At 69.5% G+C, this 18,881-nt stretch carries 16 protein-coding genes; 12 read left to right on the plus strand and 4 right to left on the minus strand.

Features of this window, described 5'->3' with window-relative positions; translation table 11 throughout:
• Positions 1-7 precede the first annotated feature (7 nt).
• The 4 genes from CHC08_RS19105 (at position 8) to CHC08_RS19120 (ending at position 2,412) form a co-directional block, all read left to right on the plus strand.
• The gene (locus tag CHC08_RS19105) at positions 8-385 is read left to right on the plus strand and encodes a PadR family transcriptional regulator (RefSeq protein WP_089208665.1); all 378 of its coding nucleotides are present in this window, start codon (positions 8-10) and stop codon (positions 383-385) included.
• Positions 382-1,134, plus strand: a complete 753-nt coding sequence (locus tag CHC08_RS19110) for a hypothetical protein (RefSeq protein WP_089208666.1) — start codon at positions 382-384, stop codon at positions 1,132-1,134. Before CHC08_RS19105 ends, CHC08_RS19110 begins: the two co-directional genes overlap by 4 nt.
• 195 nt (positions 1,135-1,329) lie before the next feature.
• Positions 1,330-1,767, plus strand: coding sequence for a hypothetical protein (locus CHC08_RS19115; protein WP_089208667.1), 438 nt, complete (start codon positions 1,330-1,332; stop codon positions 1,765-1,767).
• A gap of 405 nt (positions 1,768-2,172) precedes the next feature.
• Positions 2,173-2,412, plus strand: coding sequence for a hypothetical protein (locus tag CHC08_RS19120; RefSeq protein ID WP_089208668.1), 240 nt, complete (start codon positions 2,173-2,175; stop codon positions 2,410-2,412).
• Positions 2,413-2,648: 236 nt separating this feature from the next.
• On the opposite strand, the gene CHC08_RS19125 is transcribed toward CHC08_RS19120, so the two are convergent.
• The 4 genes from CHC08_RS19125 to CHC08_RS19140 form a co-directional block, all read right to left on the minus strand.
• Positions 2,649-3,626 carry a zinc-binding alcohol dehydrogenase family protein gene (locus CHC08_RS19125; RefSeq protein ID WP_089208669.1) on the minus strand — a complete coding sequence of 326 codons (978 nt, stop codon included), beginning with the start codon at positions 3,624-3,626 and terminating at the stop codon, positions 2,649-2,651.
• Between the two features lie 378 nt (positions 3,627-4,004).
• Positions 4,005-5,696, minus strand: coding sequence for an MFS transporter (locus CHC08_RS19130; RefSeq protein WP_089208670.1), 1,692 nt, complete (start codon positions 5,694-5,696; stop codon positions 4,005-4,007).
• Positions 5,697-5,743: 47 nt separating this feature from the next.
• The gene (locus CHC08_RS19135; RefSeq protein WP_089208671.1) at positions 5,744-6,727 is read right to left on the minus strand and encodes a phosphotriesterase family protein; all 984 of its coding nucleotides are present in this window, start codon (positions 6,725-6,727) and stop codon (positions 5,744-5,746) included.
• A gap of 139 nt (positions 6,728-6,866) precedes the next feature.
• On the minus strand, positions 6,867-7,412 hold the full coding sequence (locus CHC08_RS19140; protein WP_089208672.1) for a TetR/AcrR family transcriptional regulator C-terminal domain-containing protein: 546 nt from the start codon (positions 7,410-7,412) through the stop codon (positions 6,867-6,869).
• 89 nt (positions 7,413-7,501) lie between these two features.
• On the opposite strand from CHC08_RS19140, the gene CHC08_RS19145 reads away from it, so the two are divergent.
• The 8 genes from CHC08_RS19145 to CHC08_RS19180 all read left to right on the plus strand — a co-directional run bounded on the left by CHC08_RS19145 (position 7,502) and on the right by CHC08_RS19180 (position 18,880).
• The gene (locus CHC08_RS19145; protein ID WP_218825371.1) at positions 7,502-8,560 is read left to right on the plus strand and encodes an alpha/beta fold hydrolase; all 1,059 of its coding nucleotides are present in this window, start codon (positions 7,502-7,504) and stop codon (positions 8,558-8,560) included.
• Between the two features lie 430 nt (positions 8,561-8,990).
• Positions 8,991-10,916, plus strand: a complete 1,926-nt coding sequence (locus CHC08_RS19150; protein ID WP_089208673.1) for a transketolase — start codon at positions 8,991-8,993, stop codon at positions 10,914-10,916.
• Between the two features lie 154 nt (positions 10,917-11,070).
• On the plus strand, positions 11,071-11,658 hold the full coding sequence (locus CHC08_RS19155; protein WP_218825372.1) for a hypothetical protein: 588 nt from the start codon (positions 11,071-11,073) through the stop codon (positions 11,656-11,658).
• A gap of 215 nt (positions 11,659-11,873) precedes the next feature.
• Entirely contained in the window at positions 11,874-12,245 is a 372-nt protein-coding gene (locus CHC08_RS19160) for a BlaI/MecI/CopY family transcriptional regulator (RefSeq protein ID WP_089208675.1), read from the plus strand.
• A gap of 4 nt (positions 12,246-12,249) precedes the next feature.
• Positions 12,250-13,194, plus strand: coding sequence for a M56 family metallopeptidase (locus CHC08_RS19165; protein ID WP_143653275.1), 945 nt, complete (start codon positions 12,250-12,252; stop codon positions 13,192-13,194).
• Between the two features lie 387 nt (positions 13,195-13,581).
• Positions 13,582-15,072, plus strand: coding sequence for a bifunctional cytidylyltransferase/SDR family oxidoreductase (locus tag CHC08_RS19170; RefSeq protein WP_089208719.1), 1,491 nt, complete (start codon positions 13,582-13,584; stop codon positions 15,070-15,072).
• Positions 15,069-17,060: a hypothetical protein gene (locus tag CHC08_RS19175; protein ID WP_089208677.1), complete on the plus strand. Its 1,992-nt coding sequence runs from the start codon at positions 15,069-15,071 to the stop codon at positions 17,058-17,060. The genes CHC08_RS19170 and CHC08_RS19175 overlap by 4 nt, the downstream gene beginning before the upstream one ends.
• On the plus strand, positions 17,057-18,880 hold the full coding sequence (locus CHC08_RS19180) for a CDP-glycerol glycerophosphotransferase family protein (RefSeq protein ID WP_089208678.1): 1,824 nt from the start codon (positions 17,057-17,059) through the stop codon (positions 18,878-18,880). The genes CHC08_RS19175 and CHC08_RS19180 overlap by 4 nt, the downstream gene beginning before the upstream one ends.
• Position 18,881 lies beyond the last annotated feature (1 nt).

The following is an 18,881-nucleotide window of genomic DNA, read 5'->3' on the forward strand; positions in this document are numbered from 1 at the left end:
CGCTATCATGACGAGTGATCGACGTGCGAGCTGGCTCAAGGGTGTGCTCGACCTACTGGTTCTCGCCAGTCTGACGGCCGGCGAGAACTATGGCTACGAGATCGTCAAAGACCTCGCCGAGTCGGGCCTGGGCCAGATCAAGGGCGGCACCCTCTACCCGGTGCTCAACCGGCTGGAGGAGGCGGGGCTGGTCTCCGCCGAGTTCCGGGTGACCGAGCGAGGGCCCGGCCGCCGCTACTACCAGCTCACCGACCAGGGCAGGCAGACGCTCGCCGAGCAGGGCGGGCTCTGGCTGAGCTTCGACGAGTCGGTGCGCGCCGCGCTGGTCAAAGGCGGCGTCCAGACACCTCGGCCCGCGGATTCACACGAAGGGGAGATCCGATGAGCGACCACTCCGCCGAGACGGCTCGCGGTTACTTCGACGAGCTCGCCGTGCTCCTGGCTCGGGGGGGCATGCCGACCGACCGGGTCGAGGTCACGCTCGAAGAGCTCGCCGGCTACCTCGCCGAGAGCGGCGGCGACCCCGAGGAGGAGTTCGGCCAGGCGGCCGACCTGGCCCGGGAACTGGCCGTCACCTCGGCCCCGCCCGCCGAACCCGCCGCGGGTGCACGCACCTGGCGCTGGACCGCCGACCTGTTCCACGACGTCAAGATGCTCAACGAGTACGGCGCCCAGGGCTGGGAGGTCGACAGGGTCGACGCGAAGGGTCTGTTCGTCTGCACCCGCGACCCCGAGCACCCCCAGCAGTGGGAGTACAGCAGAGAGCTGATCACGCCCGGCCGACGCCAGGGCGTGCTCGACCGGCTCGCCCCCGACGGCTGGGAACCGTGCGGCACCTGGGTGCGTTTCGAATACTTCAAACGCCCCAGAGCCGCCAGCCTGGGACCCGCCGCGGAGCTGACCGCCCCGCCACAGGCTCCCCGGCGCGGGATCTTCCTCAGTCCGAAGTTCTACGCTCTCGTCGCCGCCGTGCTGGCGCTGGCGGTAGTGGTCCTGACGGCCCTGACGCGGCTCGGCACGTTGGACGGCGATCCGAGCACCATCCTGGGTCTGATCTCCGGGGCGGCCGTGGGAGCGCTGATCCCGATGATCGTGTTGTGGTGGGGTTCCCGGCGGCGCGGCGACGGGCGCTGAGTCCCTGCTTGTCGACGGGATCGCGGTTTGCCTGATCCGCCCTCATCTGCGGTCATGAGGGCCGATCCAGGGCATCGGCGGGGGCGGACTTGATCAATCCCTGACCTCGTCGTGGAGCATTCGCGTGATTACTCAGAGTAATTCTGGTGCATGAGGTCACATGCAAAATCAACCCTCAGCACTGACAGGAGCATCATGCGTATCCGTATCGCCGCGCCGGCGCTGGTCACCGTCGGCCTTCTCACCGCCCTGGCCACCGCAGCCAACGCCACCACCGCCGTCGCGGCCGTTCCCGCCGCTCCGGCACCGTGCGCCCAGCAGCAGCTCGCACTGATGAACGCCGAGGACGCCATCGAGAACGTCGACGCCGCCCCGGGGGTCAAGGCCGCCTACGACGCTCTGGTGAAGGCCGGTGCGGTCGCCGACGTCGACAAGCTCTCCCAGAAGATGGCCCCGAACCAGCTCGGGGCCAAGATGCAGGCGCTGACTCCCGCTGAGACGCAGGCGCTGCAGGCCTACAACGCCGCTGGGGACAAGTATCTGCAGATGCGCAACGCGGCGCTCGCGAAGGCGGCTCCGCAGCGGCAGAACTCCAGGGAAGCGCTCAGGAAGTGTCTCAGGGCCCACGTCTGACCCTGAGCGCGCATGACACGGCCGGAGCTTCCGAGACCACGACCACGGTGATCGGGGCTCCGGCCCGCGCGTTGCAGCTAGCAGGTATGTCGGCTCCCCAGCCCGCCAGGGGTGCGAATTCGTGTTAGCGGTGATGAATCCGGGGCCTTTCGGAGCGAAGCTTGATGTAGTCGAGAGATGTCACCGGAGGGCTGCTGATGAACGGTCACGCCGTCGGAGAGCGAGTGCACTCCGGTCTGGCGACCGCAGAGCCCGTGCCTGGCCCCGGCCTGACCGGAGGACGCCGGCATCGCAGTCGGTCATCGGACTCGACCATCCGATCGCACAGTCTCGACCCTCGCCATAGCGCTGTTTGACGAACACCAGGGCGCCGGGGATCGAACGTACATCCGACAGGAGAAGCACATGCGTTTCCACATGCGTCTCATCGCACGGGCGTCGGCATGGACAGGAGCAGCGGCACTGGCCGCCGCCCTCGGTGTGGTTCCGAGCGCCGTCGCTGAGACCTCTCACGCGCAGTCCGCGGGAGTCTGGCAGGTCGCTGCCGCCACGCAGTCGGCGGTCCTGAGCAACGACGGCCCAGGAAGCAACCATCGCCGCAGCCGGGGTGGCTCGGGCCTCATCAGTGACCGCATCAACAGGTGACCGCTGTGACCGGCGGGGCTCGAATCACCGTTTCGGCGGGGGAGTAGCCCTTTGAGGCACCCGGAATCCGATGAGAGCACCACAGGAAGTCAGTGAAGGGCCGGGGCTCAGCCCCGGCCCCTCGCGCGGAACGGACCGGGTTCCGGACCGTCCGCTCCACCACGCGGGCCCTGATCGCCGTGATCAGGCGTCGCGCGCCTCCGGTGACAGGAGGGTCGCGGTGGGCAGGGGGGCGGTCAGGCCTGGACGACCACCACCATCTTGCCGCCGGCCTCACCGGCCTCCATCACGCGATGCGCCTCGCGTATCTCCTCGAAGCCGAACACCCGCGACGGCTTCGCCTTGAGGCGGCCGGCCGCCACCTGCTCCGCGATTTCCTGGAGCGGCACGTCGGAGAGCGGGAAACCGGGGGTCCCGAAGACGAAGCTGCCGAAGAAGGTCAGATAGACGCCGCTGGCCATCTGCAGCAGCGGGTTGAAGTCGGCGATCGGATCGAGACCGCCCAGCCAGCCGGCCAGACAGGCGCGACCGCCCCGGCGCAGCATCGCGAGGGAGTCGAGAATGGTGCTGTTGCCCACGAGGTCGAGCACGGCGTCGATCCGCTTGGCCTCGGCGATCCGCCGGGAAAGCTCCGGCCCCTCCAGTTCGGCGCGGCCGGTGCCGAGCTTCTCCAACAGGGCGAAACTCTCGTGGTGGCGCGTGGTGGCGATGACCCGTGCGCCGGCGTTCACCGCGAGGTTGACCGCGGCCTGGCCGAAGGAGGAGGTCGCGCCCCGGATGACCAAGATCCGTCCCTCGGTGATCTCCAGGTTGCGGAACAGGCAGGTCCAGGCGGTGGCGTAGGTCTCCGGAATCACGGCGAGCTCCGCCCAGGACAGATCGGACTCGATGAGCGCCACGTTCGACGCCGGCGCCCGGGTGTATTCGGCGTAACTGCCGTTGACGGTACGGCCGAGGCCGCCCATCAGCGCCGCGACCTTGGCGCCGACCGGGAACTCGCCGCCGGGGCAGGACCTCACCAGCCCGACGCACTCGATGCCGCTCACCTCCGCGGCCTCGGCCCACTCACCTCTGCGCATGTGCATCTCGGCGTGATTGAGGCCGAACGCCTTGACCTCGATGACAACCTGACCGGCCATGGGTTCGGGCTCCGGCAGTTCCCTGTAGACGAGGCTGTCCGGTCCGCCGAATTCCTCGATGACGATGGCACGCATCACGGCTCCAGATGGATGGGCGGCGGGCTCGTTCGACAACGGCGGACGCCGCGGTTTTACGGGCCGGTTGGGACTTCAGCCGGAGAGGGACTCGCGGATCGCCCGAATCCCCTCTGCGCCGCGACGATGTCGTATCGTGTGCCCCTCTGTCCCTTCTTTCCCTCCGAAATCGACTCTAATGACGAGGCGGGCGACCCGGCCTCTTCCGTCTGATCGGCCATCTCGTGGTGGGCGGAACCGATGGGCCGGGTTGTCGCCGAGGGGGAGCGGCTCGCGGCACCTCCGGGGCGAGACGCCGCTCTTCCGCCGGGGACGGAGAACGGCGTTCCCCCGGCCGGGGCGCTCCGGCCGGGGCGCTCCGGCCGGGGGAACGGGCGGTCACGTACGGGATTCGAGTGCCGCCAGCTCGCGTTCGACGGCGCGCTGGTGCTCCTCGGCGTCCTCACGCGCCCGCCGGGGGCTCCAGCGTCCGGCCATGGCGAAGATGAACGGAAGGAAGACGACCTGACCTCCCAGGCACACCCACCACCAGATCTGCCACTGGCCAGGACCCTCCTGCGCGGCCTTCTGAACCTCGGCGCCGTGCTCCCGCAGGATCTTGAGCTGCGGCCCGGCCTGCTGGACGACGGCGAGCTCGGCGACGCCCACCTCCTGGGCCGCCCGGGCCGCGAGCTCGGGCGGAACGGAGCCCGCCGGATGCCTGGCCAGCTCGGCGAAGAGCTGCGGATGGGCGTTCACGATGGCCAGCGCCGGGCCCGCCTGCGCCTGCGCGGCCTGTACCTCGGCTCCGTGCTCCACGAGCGGGGTCACGGAGGTCACCACGAGCGGCACGAACGCCGCCGAGACGGCCACGACGATGCGCAGGATCCATCCCCACACGGCGAGCCCGGTCGCGGTGGCGGCGGGGTTGTGCTTCTCGACGGTCTCGGTGAAGCCCGCCATCCAGGGGGCGTACGTCAGGCCGCCGAAGATTCCGATGCCGACGAACAGCCAGGCGAAGCTGTCGTACGCCGTGTCCGGGCGGGTGGCGAGCATCGCGAAGATCGCGGTGACGACCACCGAGCCGACGCCGCCGACGAGCATCAGCGGCTTGCGGACGCGGAGCCGGTCCGACAGCAGCCCGGCCAGGATGAGCGCGATGGCGTTCGCCGCCCAGTACCAGTTGGCGAGCCCGTTGGTGCGCTGCTCGCTGTAGCCGAACGTCGCGGAGAAGTAGATGACGAAGTTGCCGACCGCCGCGTAGTACAGCAGCAGGTAGACGCTGATGGCGAAGGCCGAGCCGACCACGTCCAGCCGGAACATCTGCCGCCAGTGGCCGGTGAGCTGCTGGTCGGGGTCGATGCCCCGCGCGCGTGCCTCGATCAGGGCGCGGTCGCGCATGCTGACCATGACCTGGTCGCGCAGCCGGGGCGACAGCTCACGCAGGCCGAACAGCGCGATGACGAACACCACCAGGGCGCTGATCCCGGAGTAGCGGAGCTCGTCCTGCCAGGTCGAGGTGTCGAGCGTCGCACTGGTGACGGTCGTGACGACGAGGCTTCCGATGACCGGGCCCATCGTCCAGTAGCCCATGGCGGTGGCGCGACCGAGCTGAGGGGAGAAGTCGCGGATCAGGGCCGGGGTGGCGACCAGGACGATGCCCTCGACGAAGCTGAGTCCGGCGAACAGCAGCAGGTAGACGGTCTTGTTCGGCGCGTGCGGCAGGAGGAGGACCAGGACGCCGGCGATCAGCAGGCCGTACACGACCAGGTTCGCGCGGCCCCAGCGGTCGGCGAGCCCGGCGACCAGGGACGCGAACGCCCCGACCACGTTGCCCACCACCGACAGCAGGATGAAGTAGCCGAACGTCATCCGGTAGTGCGTGATGATCGACGTCGCGACGGCGTACTGGATGTAGAGCAGGTAGTACAGGACGATCGTGGTGACCACCACGATCGCGAGGTAGGCGTAGCGGCGGCTCGACTCCGGGTAGTGCGCGAGGTCACGGTGCCACAGCCGGGCCAGGAGACCGGGTGCGGCGCCGTCGTCGCGTGGTGGGACACCGTCGTCGGGGGATGGGGAAACGGTCATGTGCGGACTCCTCTGGGCGGTCTCCCCCGAGATTTGGTCCTGGAGCTTCAGGGCACTTCGAAAAAACGGCGCGGGACGTCCAGGAGCATCGTGGTGATCTGCTTCTCGGTTACGCCCCGCTCGCGCACGTAGGGCAGGACGTCCTCACCGAGGTGCAGGTAATGCCATTGGGGCAGGAACGGCATGACGTTCGGGTCGATCCAGTCGATGTAGCAGGCCGCGTCCTGCGACAGCACCATGTGGTCGGCGTAGCCGCGGTGGCACATCTCCACGAGCGTGTCGGCGCGCGCCTCGAAGGTGGTGTCCGCGTTGAGGCCGAATCGGTCCATGCCGAGGACGAACCCGGCGTCGGCGAGCTCGGCGAGCTGGTCGCAGTCGGTGGTGTCGCCGCTGTGCCCGAGGACGATCCGGGACGGCTCGACACCTTCCTCGTCGCACATCACCCGCTTGACCAGGGCTCCGGTCCGGGAGCCCGGATGGGTGTGCACGGTGATCGGCGCCCCGGTGAGCCGATGGGCGCGGGCGACGGCGCGCATCACCCGCTCGACGCCCGGCGTCAGTCCCTCGCGGTCGATCGCACACTTGAGCATGCCGGCCCTGATGCCGGTGCCGGCTATCCCGTCGGTGAGGTCGGTGACGAACATGTCGACCATCGGGTCCGGAACCTCGGTGCCGAGCGTCTCGTTGAGGGCCGGGCCACGGTGACGGAAGTAGGCCGGGACGCTGTCGTAGGTGTAGACCCCGGTCGCCACGATGATATTGAGCTCCGGCACCCGCTCGGAGATCCGCTGGATCCGCGGGATGTACCGGCCGAGCCCGATCACGGTCGGGTCGACGATCGTCTTGACGCCCTGCGCGGCCAGCGCCCGCAGCTTGGCGACCGCGTCGGCGACCCGTGTGTCCTCGTCGCCCCACTCGTCGGGATGATTCTGCTGGACGTCGGCGGTGAGGACGAAGACGTGCTCGTGCATGTAGGTCCGGCCGAGCTCGGAGGTGTCGATGACGCCGTGGACGGTGCTGACGAAGCTCATGCGCGCGGCTCCTTGCTGAAGCTCATGGTGCTCCCGGCTTTCGCACATACCGACCGCCCGGTATGTGCGGGAAACGTATCGCCGGGTCCGGCCGGTGTCAATGGACCTTTCATGGAAGGAGACATGGGCGGCGGGCGCCTCACAGGGATGCCCGGACGCCGGTGATGATCAATTCGAGGCCGTCGCGGAAGACACGGTCGCGGCGCTCTCCGGACCAGGCGTCGGCGCCGGTTTCACGGGCCTGCTGCTCGATCGTGTAGCCGTTGACGTAGGCCAGGACGGTGTCCACGGCGACGGCGGCCGTGTCCTCGGGGACGCCCGCGGCGGCCAGGGCGGCGATGAGGCCGTGGAAGGCGGCGACGGCCTCACCGCCGGGGTGGCGGAAGGTGGACATGAGGCGCGCGCCGTCGCGGTGGGCCAGCATGACCTCGCGCGCGCCGGTCGCGACGCCGCGCAGTCGCTCGTCCCAGGAGCTGTCGGGGATTGGGGCGGCATCGGCCGGCGGGGTGACCAGGTGCGCGACCATGGCGTCCAGCAGGGCCTGCTTGCTCGGGTAGTGCCGGTACAGCGCGCTTGCTCGCACGCCGAGCCGGCTCGCCAGGAGTCGCATGGTGAGACCGTCCAGGCCGACCTCGTCGAGCAGTTCGATCGCCGCCCGAAGCACCTCGTCACGCCGCTGTCCCATCGAGTCCTCCTGGCGGGGTTGACAGTCTGGCTTCGCCTACGTGAACAATGTACACGTGAACGTTGTTCACGTAGGAGATGGAGGACGTGATGACCGAGCAAGGCATGGACCGCGGGGACGCGGCGGTGGAATCCGGCAGGGAGGCGCGGAAAAGGCCGGTCCCGGCCGCAGGGGACGCGGTGAAGGACTCGCCGCGCACCCGTCACACCGACGGAGACGACGCCGTGCGCGAATACGGCAAGGGCCAGATCCGTTCCGCCGACGCGGTGAAGGACCCGCCGCGCACCGGCCGCACCGACGCCGTGCACGAACACGGCAAGGGCCGGGTCGGTTCCGCCGACGGGACCACGATCGGCTACCGGCAACGTGGACGCGGCCCCGGGGTGATCCTCCTGCACGGCGGAATGCTGGCATCGCAGCACCTCACGGAGCTTGCCGTCGCCCTGTCGGCCGAATACACCGTCTACGTGCCCGACCGTCGTGGACGCGGGCTGAGCGGGCCCCACGGCGATGACTACGGCGTCATGCGGGAGGTCGAAGACCTGCGGGCGCTCATCACGGCGACCGGGGCGTCACGGGTCTTCGGCCTGAGCTCGGGGGCGCTCATCGCGCTGCGCACGGCCCTCGTCACCCCCGAGCTTGAACGGATCGCCCTGTACGAGCCTCCGCTGTCCGTCGACGGTTCGGTGCCGACGGACTGGGTGCCGCGCTACGACGACGAGATCGCCGCCGGCAAGATCGCCGCCGGTCTGGTCACGGTGCTGAAAGGTCTCGGCACCGAACCGATGTTCGTTCGAATCCCACGATTTGTGCTCGCGCCGCTCCTGGCGATCGGCTCGCGGGTGCGGCGCGAGGTTCCCGAAGGCGAGGTGACGATCGAGGCGCTCGTCCCCACGCAGCACTTCGACATGCGGGTGATCCGGGAGATGGCCGACACGGCCAAGGACTACGCGGCGCTCGATGCGCGGGTTCTGCTGCTCGGTGGCGCAAGGAGCCCGGCCTACTTCGGCGTCGCGCTGGACGCGCTCTCCGCCACGCTCCCGCATGCGCGACGTGCCGCGCTCCCGGGCCTGGGGCACTCGGGACCGGAGGACGATGGAGCCCCCCTTGTCGTGGCCCAGGCCCTGCGTGACTTCTTCGGCGAGTGATCGGCGGCGGGGTCTCGCCTCACCTTGACAGCTCACGTGACCCTTATGAGACTTGAAACGTAGCGTCCTACGCGGTGGGGCGATGCCGGAGTGGCCTTCCGTCCGGTGGTTCACATACAGGCCGGAGTTCGCCGGCACGAGCCCGCTTCCCTGCTCGCGGTGATTCCGGCGCCGGCCCGACTTCATGGTCGAAGTCATCGCCGTTCGTCCCGTGGCCGAGGGCCGGCCGAACCTCTGCCGGCCGGACCGCGCACTCCAGAAGCATCGTGGCCCCGAACCGGCGGGGAGCCGTGCCGGTCGAAGGACCGGGGGAGACTTCCCGCCGGGCCGTCGCACCCCTCACGCGCCCGCGGTCCGGGCCGCCGACTCTTCGACCGGCATGAGCCCCCGTGGCCACATACCTGAACGATCGAGAGAAGGGGTGTCCCACATGACCAGCAGCCCTCAGCAGCTTGACATGATCGATCTCGCCGCCGCCGGAGAACTCGCCGCGCAGCTACGGGTCGACTCCATCCGGTCCAGCACGAGCGCGGGATCCGGACACCCCACGTCCAGCATGTCCGCCGCGGATCTCATGGCGGTCCTCATCGGCCGTCACCTGCGCTACGACTGGGACCACCCCGGAAACGACGACAACGATCACCTCATCTTCTCCAAGGGGCACGCCTCTCCCCTTCTGTACTCCATGTACAGGGCGGTGGGGGTGGTCTCCGAGGAGGAGCTGATGACGGGATACCGCCGTCAAGGATCACGCCTGCAGGGCCACCCCACCCCCGTCCTGCCGTGGGTCGACGTCGCCACCGGATCCCTCGGTCAGGGACTGCCCGACGGGGTGGGGGTGGCGCTGGCCGGAAAATACCTCGATCGGCTTCCCTATCGGGTGTGGGTCCTGTGCGGGGACAGCGAGATGGCCGAGGGCTCCATCTGGGAGGCCCTCGACAAAGCCTCGTACTACGGGCTGTCCAACCTGATCGCGATCGTGGACGTCAACCGGCTCGGCCAGCGTGGTCCCACCGAACTGCAGTGGGACCTCAAGGCCTACGCCCGCCGCGCCGAGGCGTTCGGCGCACGGGTGCTGATCGTCGACGGCCACGACCTCGCCGAAATCGACGAGGCCCTGGCCACCGCCGCGGACGCGTCCGGCACTCAGCCGACCGTCGTGCTCGCCCGCACCGTCAAGGGGCGCGGATTCTCCGAGGTCGAGAACCAGGAGGGCTGGCACGGCAAACCTCTCCCCGCCGACATGGCCGACCGCGCCATCGCCGAACTCGGCGGCGAGCGCAGCCTTCTCGTTCGCGGGCCGCTGCCCGATCCGGCCGCGCGGACCGAGCCGGCCACATCGAGGTCCGAGGCGCGCACCTCCGTGCCGATGCCGTCGTATTCGCCGGGGAAGAAGATCGCGACCCGCAAGGCCTACGGAGAGGCGCTCACCGCGCTCGGCGCCGCCCGCCCCGAGGTCGTGGCCCTCGACGGCGAAGTCAGCAACTCCACCTATGCCGACCAGTTCGCCAAGGCCTACCCCGGCCGTTACTTCGAGATGTTCATCGCCGAACAACAACTGGTCGCCGCGGCCGTCGGGCTCGGCGTCCGCCACTACGTCCCCTTCGCGTCGACCTTCGCCGCGTTCTTCACCCGCGCCTACGACTTCATCCGGATGGCCCCGATCTCGCAGGCGAACATCCGCCTCGTCGGCTCCCACGGGGGCGTCGAGATCGGCGCCGACGGGCCGTCCCAGATGGCCCTGGAAGATCTGGCGATGATGCGTGCCGTGCAGGGATCCACCGTGCTGTATCCCAGCGACGCCACGAGCACCGCGGCCCTCGTGCACGCCATGGCCGATCGGCCCGGCGTGGTCTACATGCGGACGACTCGCGGCGCCTACCCCGTCCTCTACGACGCGGAGGAGGCCTTCCCCGTCGGCGGGGCGAAGCTGTTGCGTTCGAGCCCGGCCGACGCCGTGACCCTGATCGGTGCCGGAGTCACCGTGCACGAATGCCTCGCCGCCGCTGATCTTCTCGCCCGTGACGGGATCGACGCCAGGGTCGTCGACCTCTACTCCGTCAAACCCGTCGACACCGAAACACTCCGCGCCGCCGCGACGACCACGCGTGGCCGGCTCGTGGTGGCCGAGGACCACCACCCCGAAGGAGGAATCGGTTCCGCGGTCGCCGAGGCTCTGTCGGAGGGGGACAAGACAACCACGGGGACCACGGGGGCCACGGAGGCACTGCGCATCTCGCACCTGGCCGTTCGTGACCTACCGGGTTCGGGCACCACAGAAGAGCTGCTGGCCACGGTCGGCATCGACGCCCGCCACATCGAAGCCGCCGCCCGCGCCCTGCTCGACGAAAGGTGACACCCCGGCGGCAGCCGGTACGGTGGCCAGACGACGCCGCCGTGGGGATGATGAGCATTGCCGGGCCCGCCGCGCCCGGCGGGCCCGGCAATGCGTCGGATTCGGTCCCGTGGAAGGACACGACATGGCACCTGCACGCAATCGAGTGACGCCGATGGGCGACGTCGAGGCGTTCCCGCTCCGCGGCGCCTGGACGGGCAACCGCGGCATCATCCATTCGGGCAGGCAGATCACCCGCTTTCATGCGAGTGACCTCTGGATCACGTGTGCGCTCGAGTTCCGGGGCCGCCGGCGCGAGCAGTGGCAGCCGCACCATTACACCTTCCTGTACTTCCATGACGAAGCGGTCTCCTTCGCCGCGGGGCATCGCCCGTGCGCGGAATGCCGCAGGGACAGCTACACCGGGTATCGCGCCGCCTGGGCGGAAGGGCTCGGGGGCGATGTGCCCTCGGCCGCGGCGATGAACCGGCGGTTGCACGCCGAGCGGATCGTGCGCGGCACCCATCGCCGGCGCACCCATGCGACCCCCTGGGCCGATCTGCCCGACGGCACGTTCGTCCGGCTCGACGATTCACCTGCCGTGGTCGTCGGCGCGCAACTGATCGAGTGGACGCGGGAGGGATATCGGGCCCGCCGGGCGCGGCCCATGCGAGGAACCGCGGACGTCATCACGCCGCCCTCGACCGTCGGCGTATTGCGCGCGGGATACCCGGTACAGATCGACGACTCCGCACGCGGGTGATCGTCGGCCGCGTGAGGCCGGGCCCGGATCCCGAGGGCATCGGCCAGGTGCCCGGGGTCGGCAGACACCCGTTTCCGGCCGATGATGACGCCTTCGGACAGGGCACGAGGGCCGCGTCACCCTCTTCTCCTCCATGATCCGTAGTAGAAAGAGCGTCTGAGGCACCGGAAGAATCGAGCTATTCTGCTGCATCGGCCGCAGTAGAGGATGTGCGTGTGACGTCACCATCGCGTGGACGCCGGGATCGAGGCGACCTGGAGGCCGAGGTGCTCGCCATCCTGGCCCGCGCCGAAGCCTCGCTGACCTCCGGCGAGGTGGCTCAGCGGCTGGAACGGCCCCTGGCCTACACCACGGTCATGACGGTGTTGAGCCGCTTGCACGACAAGGGGGCGGTCAGCCGCGTCAGAAACGGTCGCGCCTACGCCTACTCCTTCCAGCGTGACGAGGCCGCCCGCCGTGCGGCACAGATGCACCGCCTGCTGGATGCGGGGGAGGACCGGGCACGCGTCCTGGCCCAGTTCGTCGGAGAACTGGGCCAGGAGGATGAGGCGCTCCTGCAGCAGCTCCTGCGCGAGACCGGCGGCTAGCGGCATGCGCGTCGAGGTCTACCTGCCGTTGCTCACATCGATCGTGCTCGGCCTGGCGGCGCCACGTCTGTCGCGGTGGCTGCCGCCGGCCACCGCGACCCGCGCCCTGGTCGCCGCCGCACCGTTGTCGGCGGTGAGCACCGCCTACGTGCTCGCTCTGCTCGCCTGGACCCTCGTTGTGCGGATACCCATGGTCGCGGGGCTCGGCCGCTGGTCCGTCCACGTCTGGGACAGCGCGGACCCCGTGCCCTATCCGGTCGCCCTCGCCGCGGCGCTCGCCCTCGCGTTCACCGCTCTTCGAGTGGCTCGCACCGTCATCGGGCATCACCGGGCGATGGCCGAAGTCCGCCATATCGCCGAGGAGCTGGACGGTGAGCCGGGTGGGCTGGTCGTGGTCGACGACGTGAGTCCCAAGGCCTTCGCCATCCCGTCCAGACAAGGCGGGCGCGTGGTGGTCTCCACCGGGATGCTGAACGCGCTGACCCCGGCCGAACAGCGGGTTTTGCTGGCCCATGAGCGCACGCACCTCACTCACCGCCATCATCTCTACCGGGCGCTCGCGGACGCGGCCGCCTGCGCCGACCCGTTCCTGATCCGGCTTCCCAGGGCCGTCCGCTACGCCTCCGAACGCTGGGCCGACGAAGAGGCCGCCACCGCCGTGGGCGATCGCGCCCTGGCCGCCCGCGCCCTGGCCCGTGCCGCGCTGGCGTCGGTTCCCCGGATGGCCCCGGCGGCCGCGATGGGCTATCACCTGGCCGACGTACCCGCCCGGGTGCAGGCGCTGCTCCGCCCCCGCCAGTCACACCGGCCAGTGGTCATCGCCCTGCTCGTCGGCTTGATCGCCCTCACCCTCTGGGCCTCGTTCAACGCCGGCCACGACACCGAATCACTGCTGGAACTCGCCGGCTCCCCGGCCGCCGCGCCCTGCGCCTCCCACTGCTCTGCCTGAGCCCGTACGGCGCACGGAGCGATCGACGGAGTGGACGCCTGTGCGCGCTCGCCCATTTTGATCCGCACGCCGGGGGTCCCTCCGCTCGAAGACGGCCCGGGCCGCGACAATCCGCTGCGCCCCGCGAATGAGACCCGAACCGACGCCGTGCACTGCCGGCTCTTGGGGTGGTGATGACGATGACCTGGGATATCCGCCCCTGGCGGCGACACTCGAACCGCGCTCGTTACCAAACGTTAACCTGGACTTTTGTCCTAGTTTGGGGTAATTTCGGTGATCTACTACTCATCTTGTAGTTGTCGCCGTTGAGCGCGTTCGGCTTGGCCGTCTCCAAAAAGGCACATCCGTAGGCGTACTCGCGGAGAAGGAGTACAGGACCCATTGAACATGAGCATTTCACAGGGGCCACTCCGTAACGTGGCGGTCATCCTGGCCGGCGGCACCGGGCAGCGGATGGGGCTGGCGATCCCCAAACAGCTGGTGAAGGTCGCCGGAAAGCCGATCATGGAGCACACGCTGCGGGTGTTCCAGAGCTCCCCGCAGATCGACGAGATCATCATCGCGATGGCTCCGGGATTCGCGGCCGAGGTGGCCGCCATCGTCGCCCGTAGCGGGTGCACCAAGGTGTCCCGTGTGATCGAGGGCGGCGCCACCCGCACCGAGACGACCATCCGTGCGATCAACGCGGTGGCCGCCACCGCCGGCGGCGAGGTCAACGTGCTGTTCCATGACGCGGTCCGGCCATTCGTCGATCACCACATCATCGAGGACTGCGTCCGGGCGCTGGAGCGGTACGAGGCGGTCGACGTGGCGATCCCCTCGGTCGACACGATCATCAACGTCGACGACTACCGCGGCACCGTCATCAAGGGTGTGCCCCGTCGTGATCTGCTGCGCCGCGGTCAGACGCCGCAGTGCTTCCGCCTTTCGATCATCCGTGACGCCTACCGGCTGGCCATCGCCGACCCGGACTTCACGGAAGGCAAGATCTCCGCGACCGACAACTGCAGCATCGTGCTGCGCTACCTGCCCGATGTGCCGATCTTCGTCGTGCCCGGCAGCGAGCAGAACATGAAGATCACCCATCCGGTCGACGTCTTCCTCGCCGACAAGCTGTTCCAGCTCTCGTCCCACAATCCGCCGCCGCCGGGCACCCTGGAGGACTACACCGCCCGGCTGACCGGCAGGACCATTGTGATCTTCGGTGGTAGCTGCGGCATCGGCGCGAACATCGCGGAGCTGACCCGGTCCTTCGGCGCCCGGGTCTTCACCTTCTCCCGCTCCACGACCGGCACATACGTGGAGAACCCCGCCGACGTCGAGACCGCCCTGGCCAAGGCCTACGTCGAGACCGGCCGCATCGACTACGTCGTCAACACCGCCGGTGTCCTGCACATCGGCAGGCTCGACGACACCGACGCGGCCGTCATCGAGGAATCGATGAGGATCAACTACCTCGCCCCGGTCACCATCGCGCGGGCCGCGCTCCCCTACCTGAGGCAGACCGGGGGCCAGCTGCTGCTCTACACCTCCAGCAGCTACACGCGCGGACGGTCCGGCTACAGCCTGTACTCCTCGGCCAAGGCCGCCACGGTCAACCTCACCCAGGCGCTGGCGGACGAATGGACCGAGGACGGCGTCCGCGTCAACTGCATCAACCCCGAGCGCACCGCCACCCCCATGCGCAGCCGCGCCTTCGGCGAGGAGCCGGCGGACACGCTGCTGTCATCCTGCGACGTCGCATTGACCTCCATCGACGTGCTCATCTCGGATCTCACCGGCCACACCGTCGACATCCGGCGTCAGGACCCCCTGACCAGAGCCGCCCTGACCCCTCAGGTGAGCACAGCCGCCCTGGCCCCTCAAGGCGTCTCGTGAATCCACCCCGCCGCGGCCGATGGACCACCGCCGGGGTCACCGCGGCCCTGGTGCTCTCCTGCCCCGCCACGATGGTCGCCGCGCTGTGGCCGAACGCCTGGGTCTTCGCCCTCACCGCCGCGATCGGGTACGCCGCCGAGCCGTTGGCCTCCCGCCACGTGGCCGACCTCGTCGAGAGGCTGTCGCAGGTGAACGCCGGCATCACCCTGCGGTTCGCCATCCGGGAGGTGGCGCTCATCCTGCTGCTGATCCGCCTGGACCAGACGGGTACGGCGAGCTCCGTCATCCTGGTGATGGGATTGCTCGGCCTGCACGTGGTGAGAGGCGTCTACTTGATCCCGACGCTCCGGGTGGCCAAGTGGAGACGGCTCCCCCTGGTCACCCGGGGGATCGACCTGTCAGAGCTGGCGATCCCCGACGCTCCGCACCGGTTTTTCACGCTGCACCCCACCAGGACCATGCTTCATCTGGACGTGCCGGTCGTGGCGGGCACGCTGATCGGCCTTGCGACCGGGACCTCCTGGCCCGGTCTCGTCGGACTGGCCGTCGCCTACGCACTCGGCCTGGCCGGGGTCGCCCATCTGGCCCGCCACGCCCTGCGCAATCGTCACCTCGGCGACGACCAGCGGGTGTTCGACGTCGTCAACAGGCGGCTCGCCGAGCTCGGACCGGAGGTCGCGCTCTATTTCTCCGGTTCACGAGAGTCGGCCTATCAGGTCAACATGTGGCTGTCCACCCTCGACGACCTGGACCGCCGCACCCTGATCATCTTGCGGGAGCGGGCGATCGTCCCCCTGCTCGGCCCGACCCGGACCCCCGTGGTGTGCGTGCCGAAAACGCTGGACATCGTACGGCTCGACCTCTCCGGCCTGCGGTTCGCGCTCTACCCGGCCAACGTCGGCAACAATCTGCACCTGCTGCGGGTGCCCGGCATCCGGTCGGCCTTCATCAACCACGGCGACAGCGACAAACCGGCGAGCTTCAACCCCTTCGCCAAGGCCTACGACGAGGTCTGGGTCGCGGGACCGGCCGGGCGTGAGCGCTACCTGAGCATGCCCACGGGCGTCCGCGACGAGGACATCGTCGAGGTGGGCCGCCCGCAACTCGCCTCCATCCGGGTGGGCGCCGCGACGCTCGACCCGATGTTCACCGTGCTGTACGCCCCCACCTGGGAAGGCTGGTCCGACGACCTTCTCCACAGCTCGGTCGCGACGATGGGACCGAAGATCGTACGGGCGTTGCTCGACCACACACCGCACGTGCGGCTGCTCTACAAGCCGCACCCGCTCACCGGCACCCGGGACGCGCGAGCCATCGAGGCCCATCATGAGATCGTCGCGATGATCGAGCAGGCCAATGCCGCCCGCGTGGCGGGTGGCACGTGGGCGGTCGACGCCGAGCGGGCACGGGAACGCGGTCGCCTCGAGGGCCTCACCCGTCGGCTGGAGGCGCACACCGGCGACGGGGCCGTCGGCGACGAGGCCCAGATCTCACGCGACACCGGCGGATCCGCTCCCGCCGGCGACGGGCACGAGGTCGAGGACGTCTGGCACGAGTCGTACTGGAAGGCCGTCGACTGGTGGCGCCACCGCGTCATCACCGGCCCCCGGCCCCATGTGTACGACTGTTTCAACCGCGCGGACCTGCTCATCACCGACATCTCCAGCGTGGCCGGCGACTTCATCGTCAGCGGCAAACCCTTCGCCGTGACAAATGTGGGTGGGCTCGGGGCCACGGAGTTCCGCCGCCTGTTCCCCACCGCCGCGACCGCGGCATACCTGATCACACCGGACTGCGCCGAGCTGCCGAAGATCCTGGCGGAGGCCGACGGCCCCGAACCCGATGTCATGGCCGAACGCCGCCGCGAGCTCAAGGACCACCTGCTGGGCCCCGACGAGCCCGACTCGGTGACGAGGTTCGCCGCGGCCGTCGACGCTCTCGTCGCCAAGGATCCCGCCCGTGCCGGCGAGGGGCGATACGTCGCATGAAGGCCGCGAACGCCATGACCTCGGTCCGTCGGCGGCTCCCCGGCGACCAGCGGGTCGTCGCCGCCCTGCTCCTGTCCTACCCTCTGATCATCGTTACGGCGCTGTGGCCGGCCGTCTGGCTCTTCACCGTGCTCGTGGTTATCAGCTACGTCGCCGAGGCCGCGGCGGTTCGCCACGCGAGCCACGTCTCCGCCACGCTGACCCAGATCGGTCTCGGCCTCACGCTGCGTTCCGTGGTCCGGGAGGCGGCGCTGCTGCTCCTGCTCGCCCGCGACGCGACGCTGGACACCGGATGGATCGCCGCGGTGGCGATCGGGCTGATGCTCCTGCACGTGATCCGGGCCGCCCATTCATCCGCCGTCGTGCTGGTGAGCCGGCGGCGACGGCTGCCCATGCTCACCCGGGGAATCAACCTGTCCCCGTTGCGCATCCCCGCCCCGCCGCCGCGGCTGCTCACCAGGCAGCACACCCGGACCATGCTGCACCTGGACGTCCCCGTGGTGGCCGGCGCGCTGATCGGCACGGTGGCCGGCACGGCGTGGCCGGTCCTCGGCGGGCTGGTCATCGCCTTCGCGCTCGGACTCTCAGCCGTCACCGTCATGGTCTGCCACGCCCGGCGCAACCGCCACCTGGACGACAGGGGGCGGATCCTCCGGATGGTCGCGGACGAGGCCGCGAGGCACCTGCCGGAGGTGGTGCTGTACTTCTCCGGGGCGACCGACTGCATGTACCAGATCAACATGTGGCTCGAGACGCTCGACCGGCTGGAACGCAGCACAATGATCATTCTCCGCGAATCCGCGAACCTCCGCCTTCTCGGCCGGACCACCTCGCCCGTCCTGTGCATCCCGGGCGGCGCCGACATGATGAACTTCCCGATGCCGGACAGCGTGCGCGTCGCGCTGTTCCCGGCGAACGCCGGCAAGAACATCCACATGCTGCGCCTGCCGGACATCCGTTCCGTGTTCATCGGCCACGGGGACAGCGACAAGGCCGCCAGCTTCAATCCGTTCAGCAAGGTCTACGACGAGGTCTGGGTCGCCGGGCCGGCGGGGCGCGAGCGCTACCTGCGCAGTGACGCCGGCGTCCGCGACGAGGACATCGTCGAGGTGGGCCGCCCGCAGCTCGCCTCCATCCAGGTGGGCGTTCCGACGCCCGACCCGATGTTCACCGTGCTGTACGCCCCCACCTGGGAAGGCTGGACGGGGGACGAATTCCACACCTCCGTCGCGACGATGGGGCCGAAGATCGTGCGAACACTCCTTGATCACGCCCCCCACGTACGGCTGCTGTACAAACCGCACCCGATGGCGGGGAAGGACAGCCCCGCCGTACGACGCGCGCACCAGAAGATCGTCTCGATGATCAAAGAGGCCAACAGGGTCCGCGACGCCGGCGGCACATGGGGCGCCGATCGGGACCAGGCGTACTGGGAGGCCGGTGGCTGGTGGCGGCACCGCGTCATCACCGGCCCCCACCCGCACCTGTACAGCTGCTTCAATCGCGCGGACCTGCTCATCACCGACATCTCGAGCGTGGTGGCCGACTTCATGGCCAGCGGCAAGCCGTACGTGGTGACCAACGGGGCAGGCCTGGCCGATGAGGAGTTCCGGATGCGGAACCCCAGCGCATCGGCGGCGTACCTGCTCGGCCGGGACTGCTCGGAGCTCACCGCGCTGCTCGCGGCGGTCGCCGCCGGCGGCGACGACCCAATGGCCGAACGCCGCCGCGAGCTCAGGAACCATCTCCTCGGCGCGGATGCCCCGGACGCCGGCACCCGCTTCGCCCAGGCGATAAACGCGCTCATCAAGACCGAATAGG

The organism is Streptosporangium subroseum (assembly GCF_900188345.1).
GTDB classification, from domain to species: domain Bacteria; phylum Actinomycetota; class Actinomycetes; order Streptosporangiales; family Streptosporangiaceae; genus Streptosporangium; species Streptosporangium subroseum.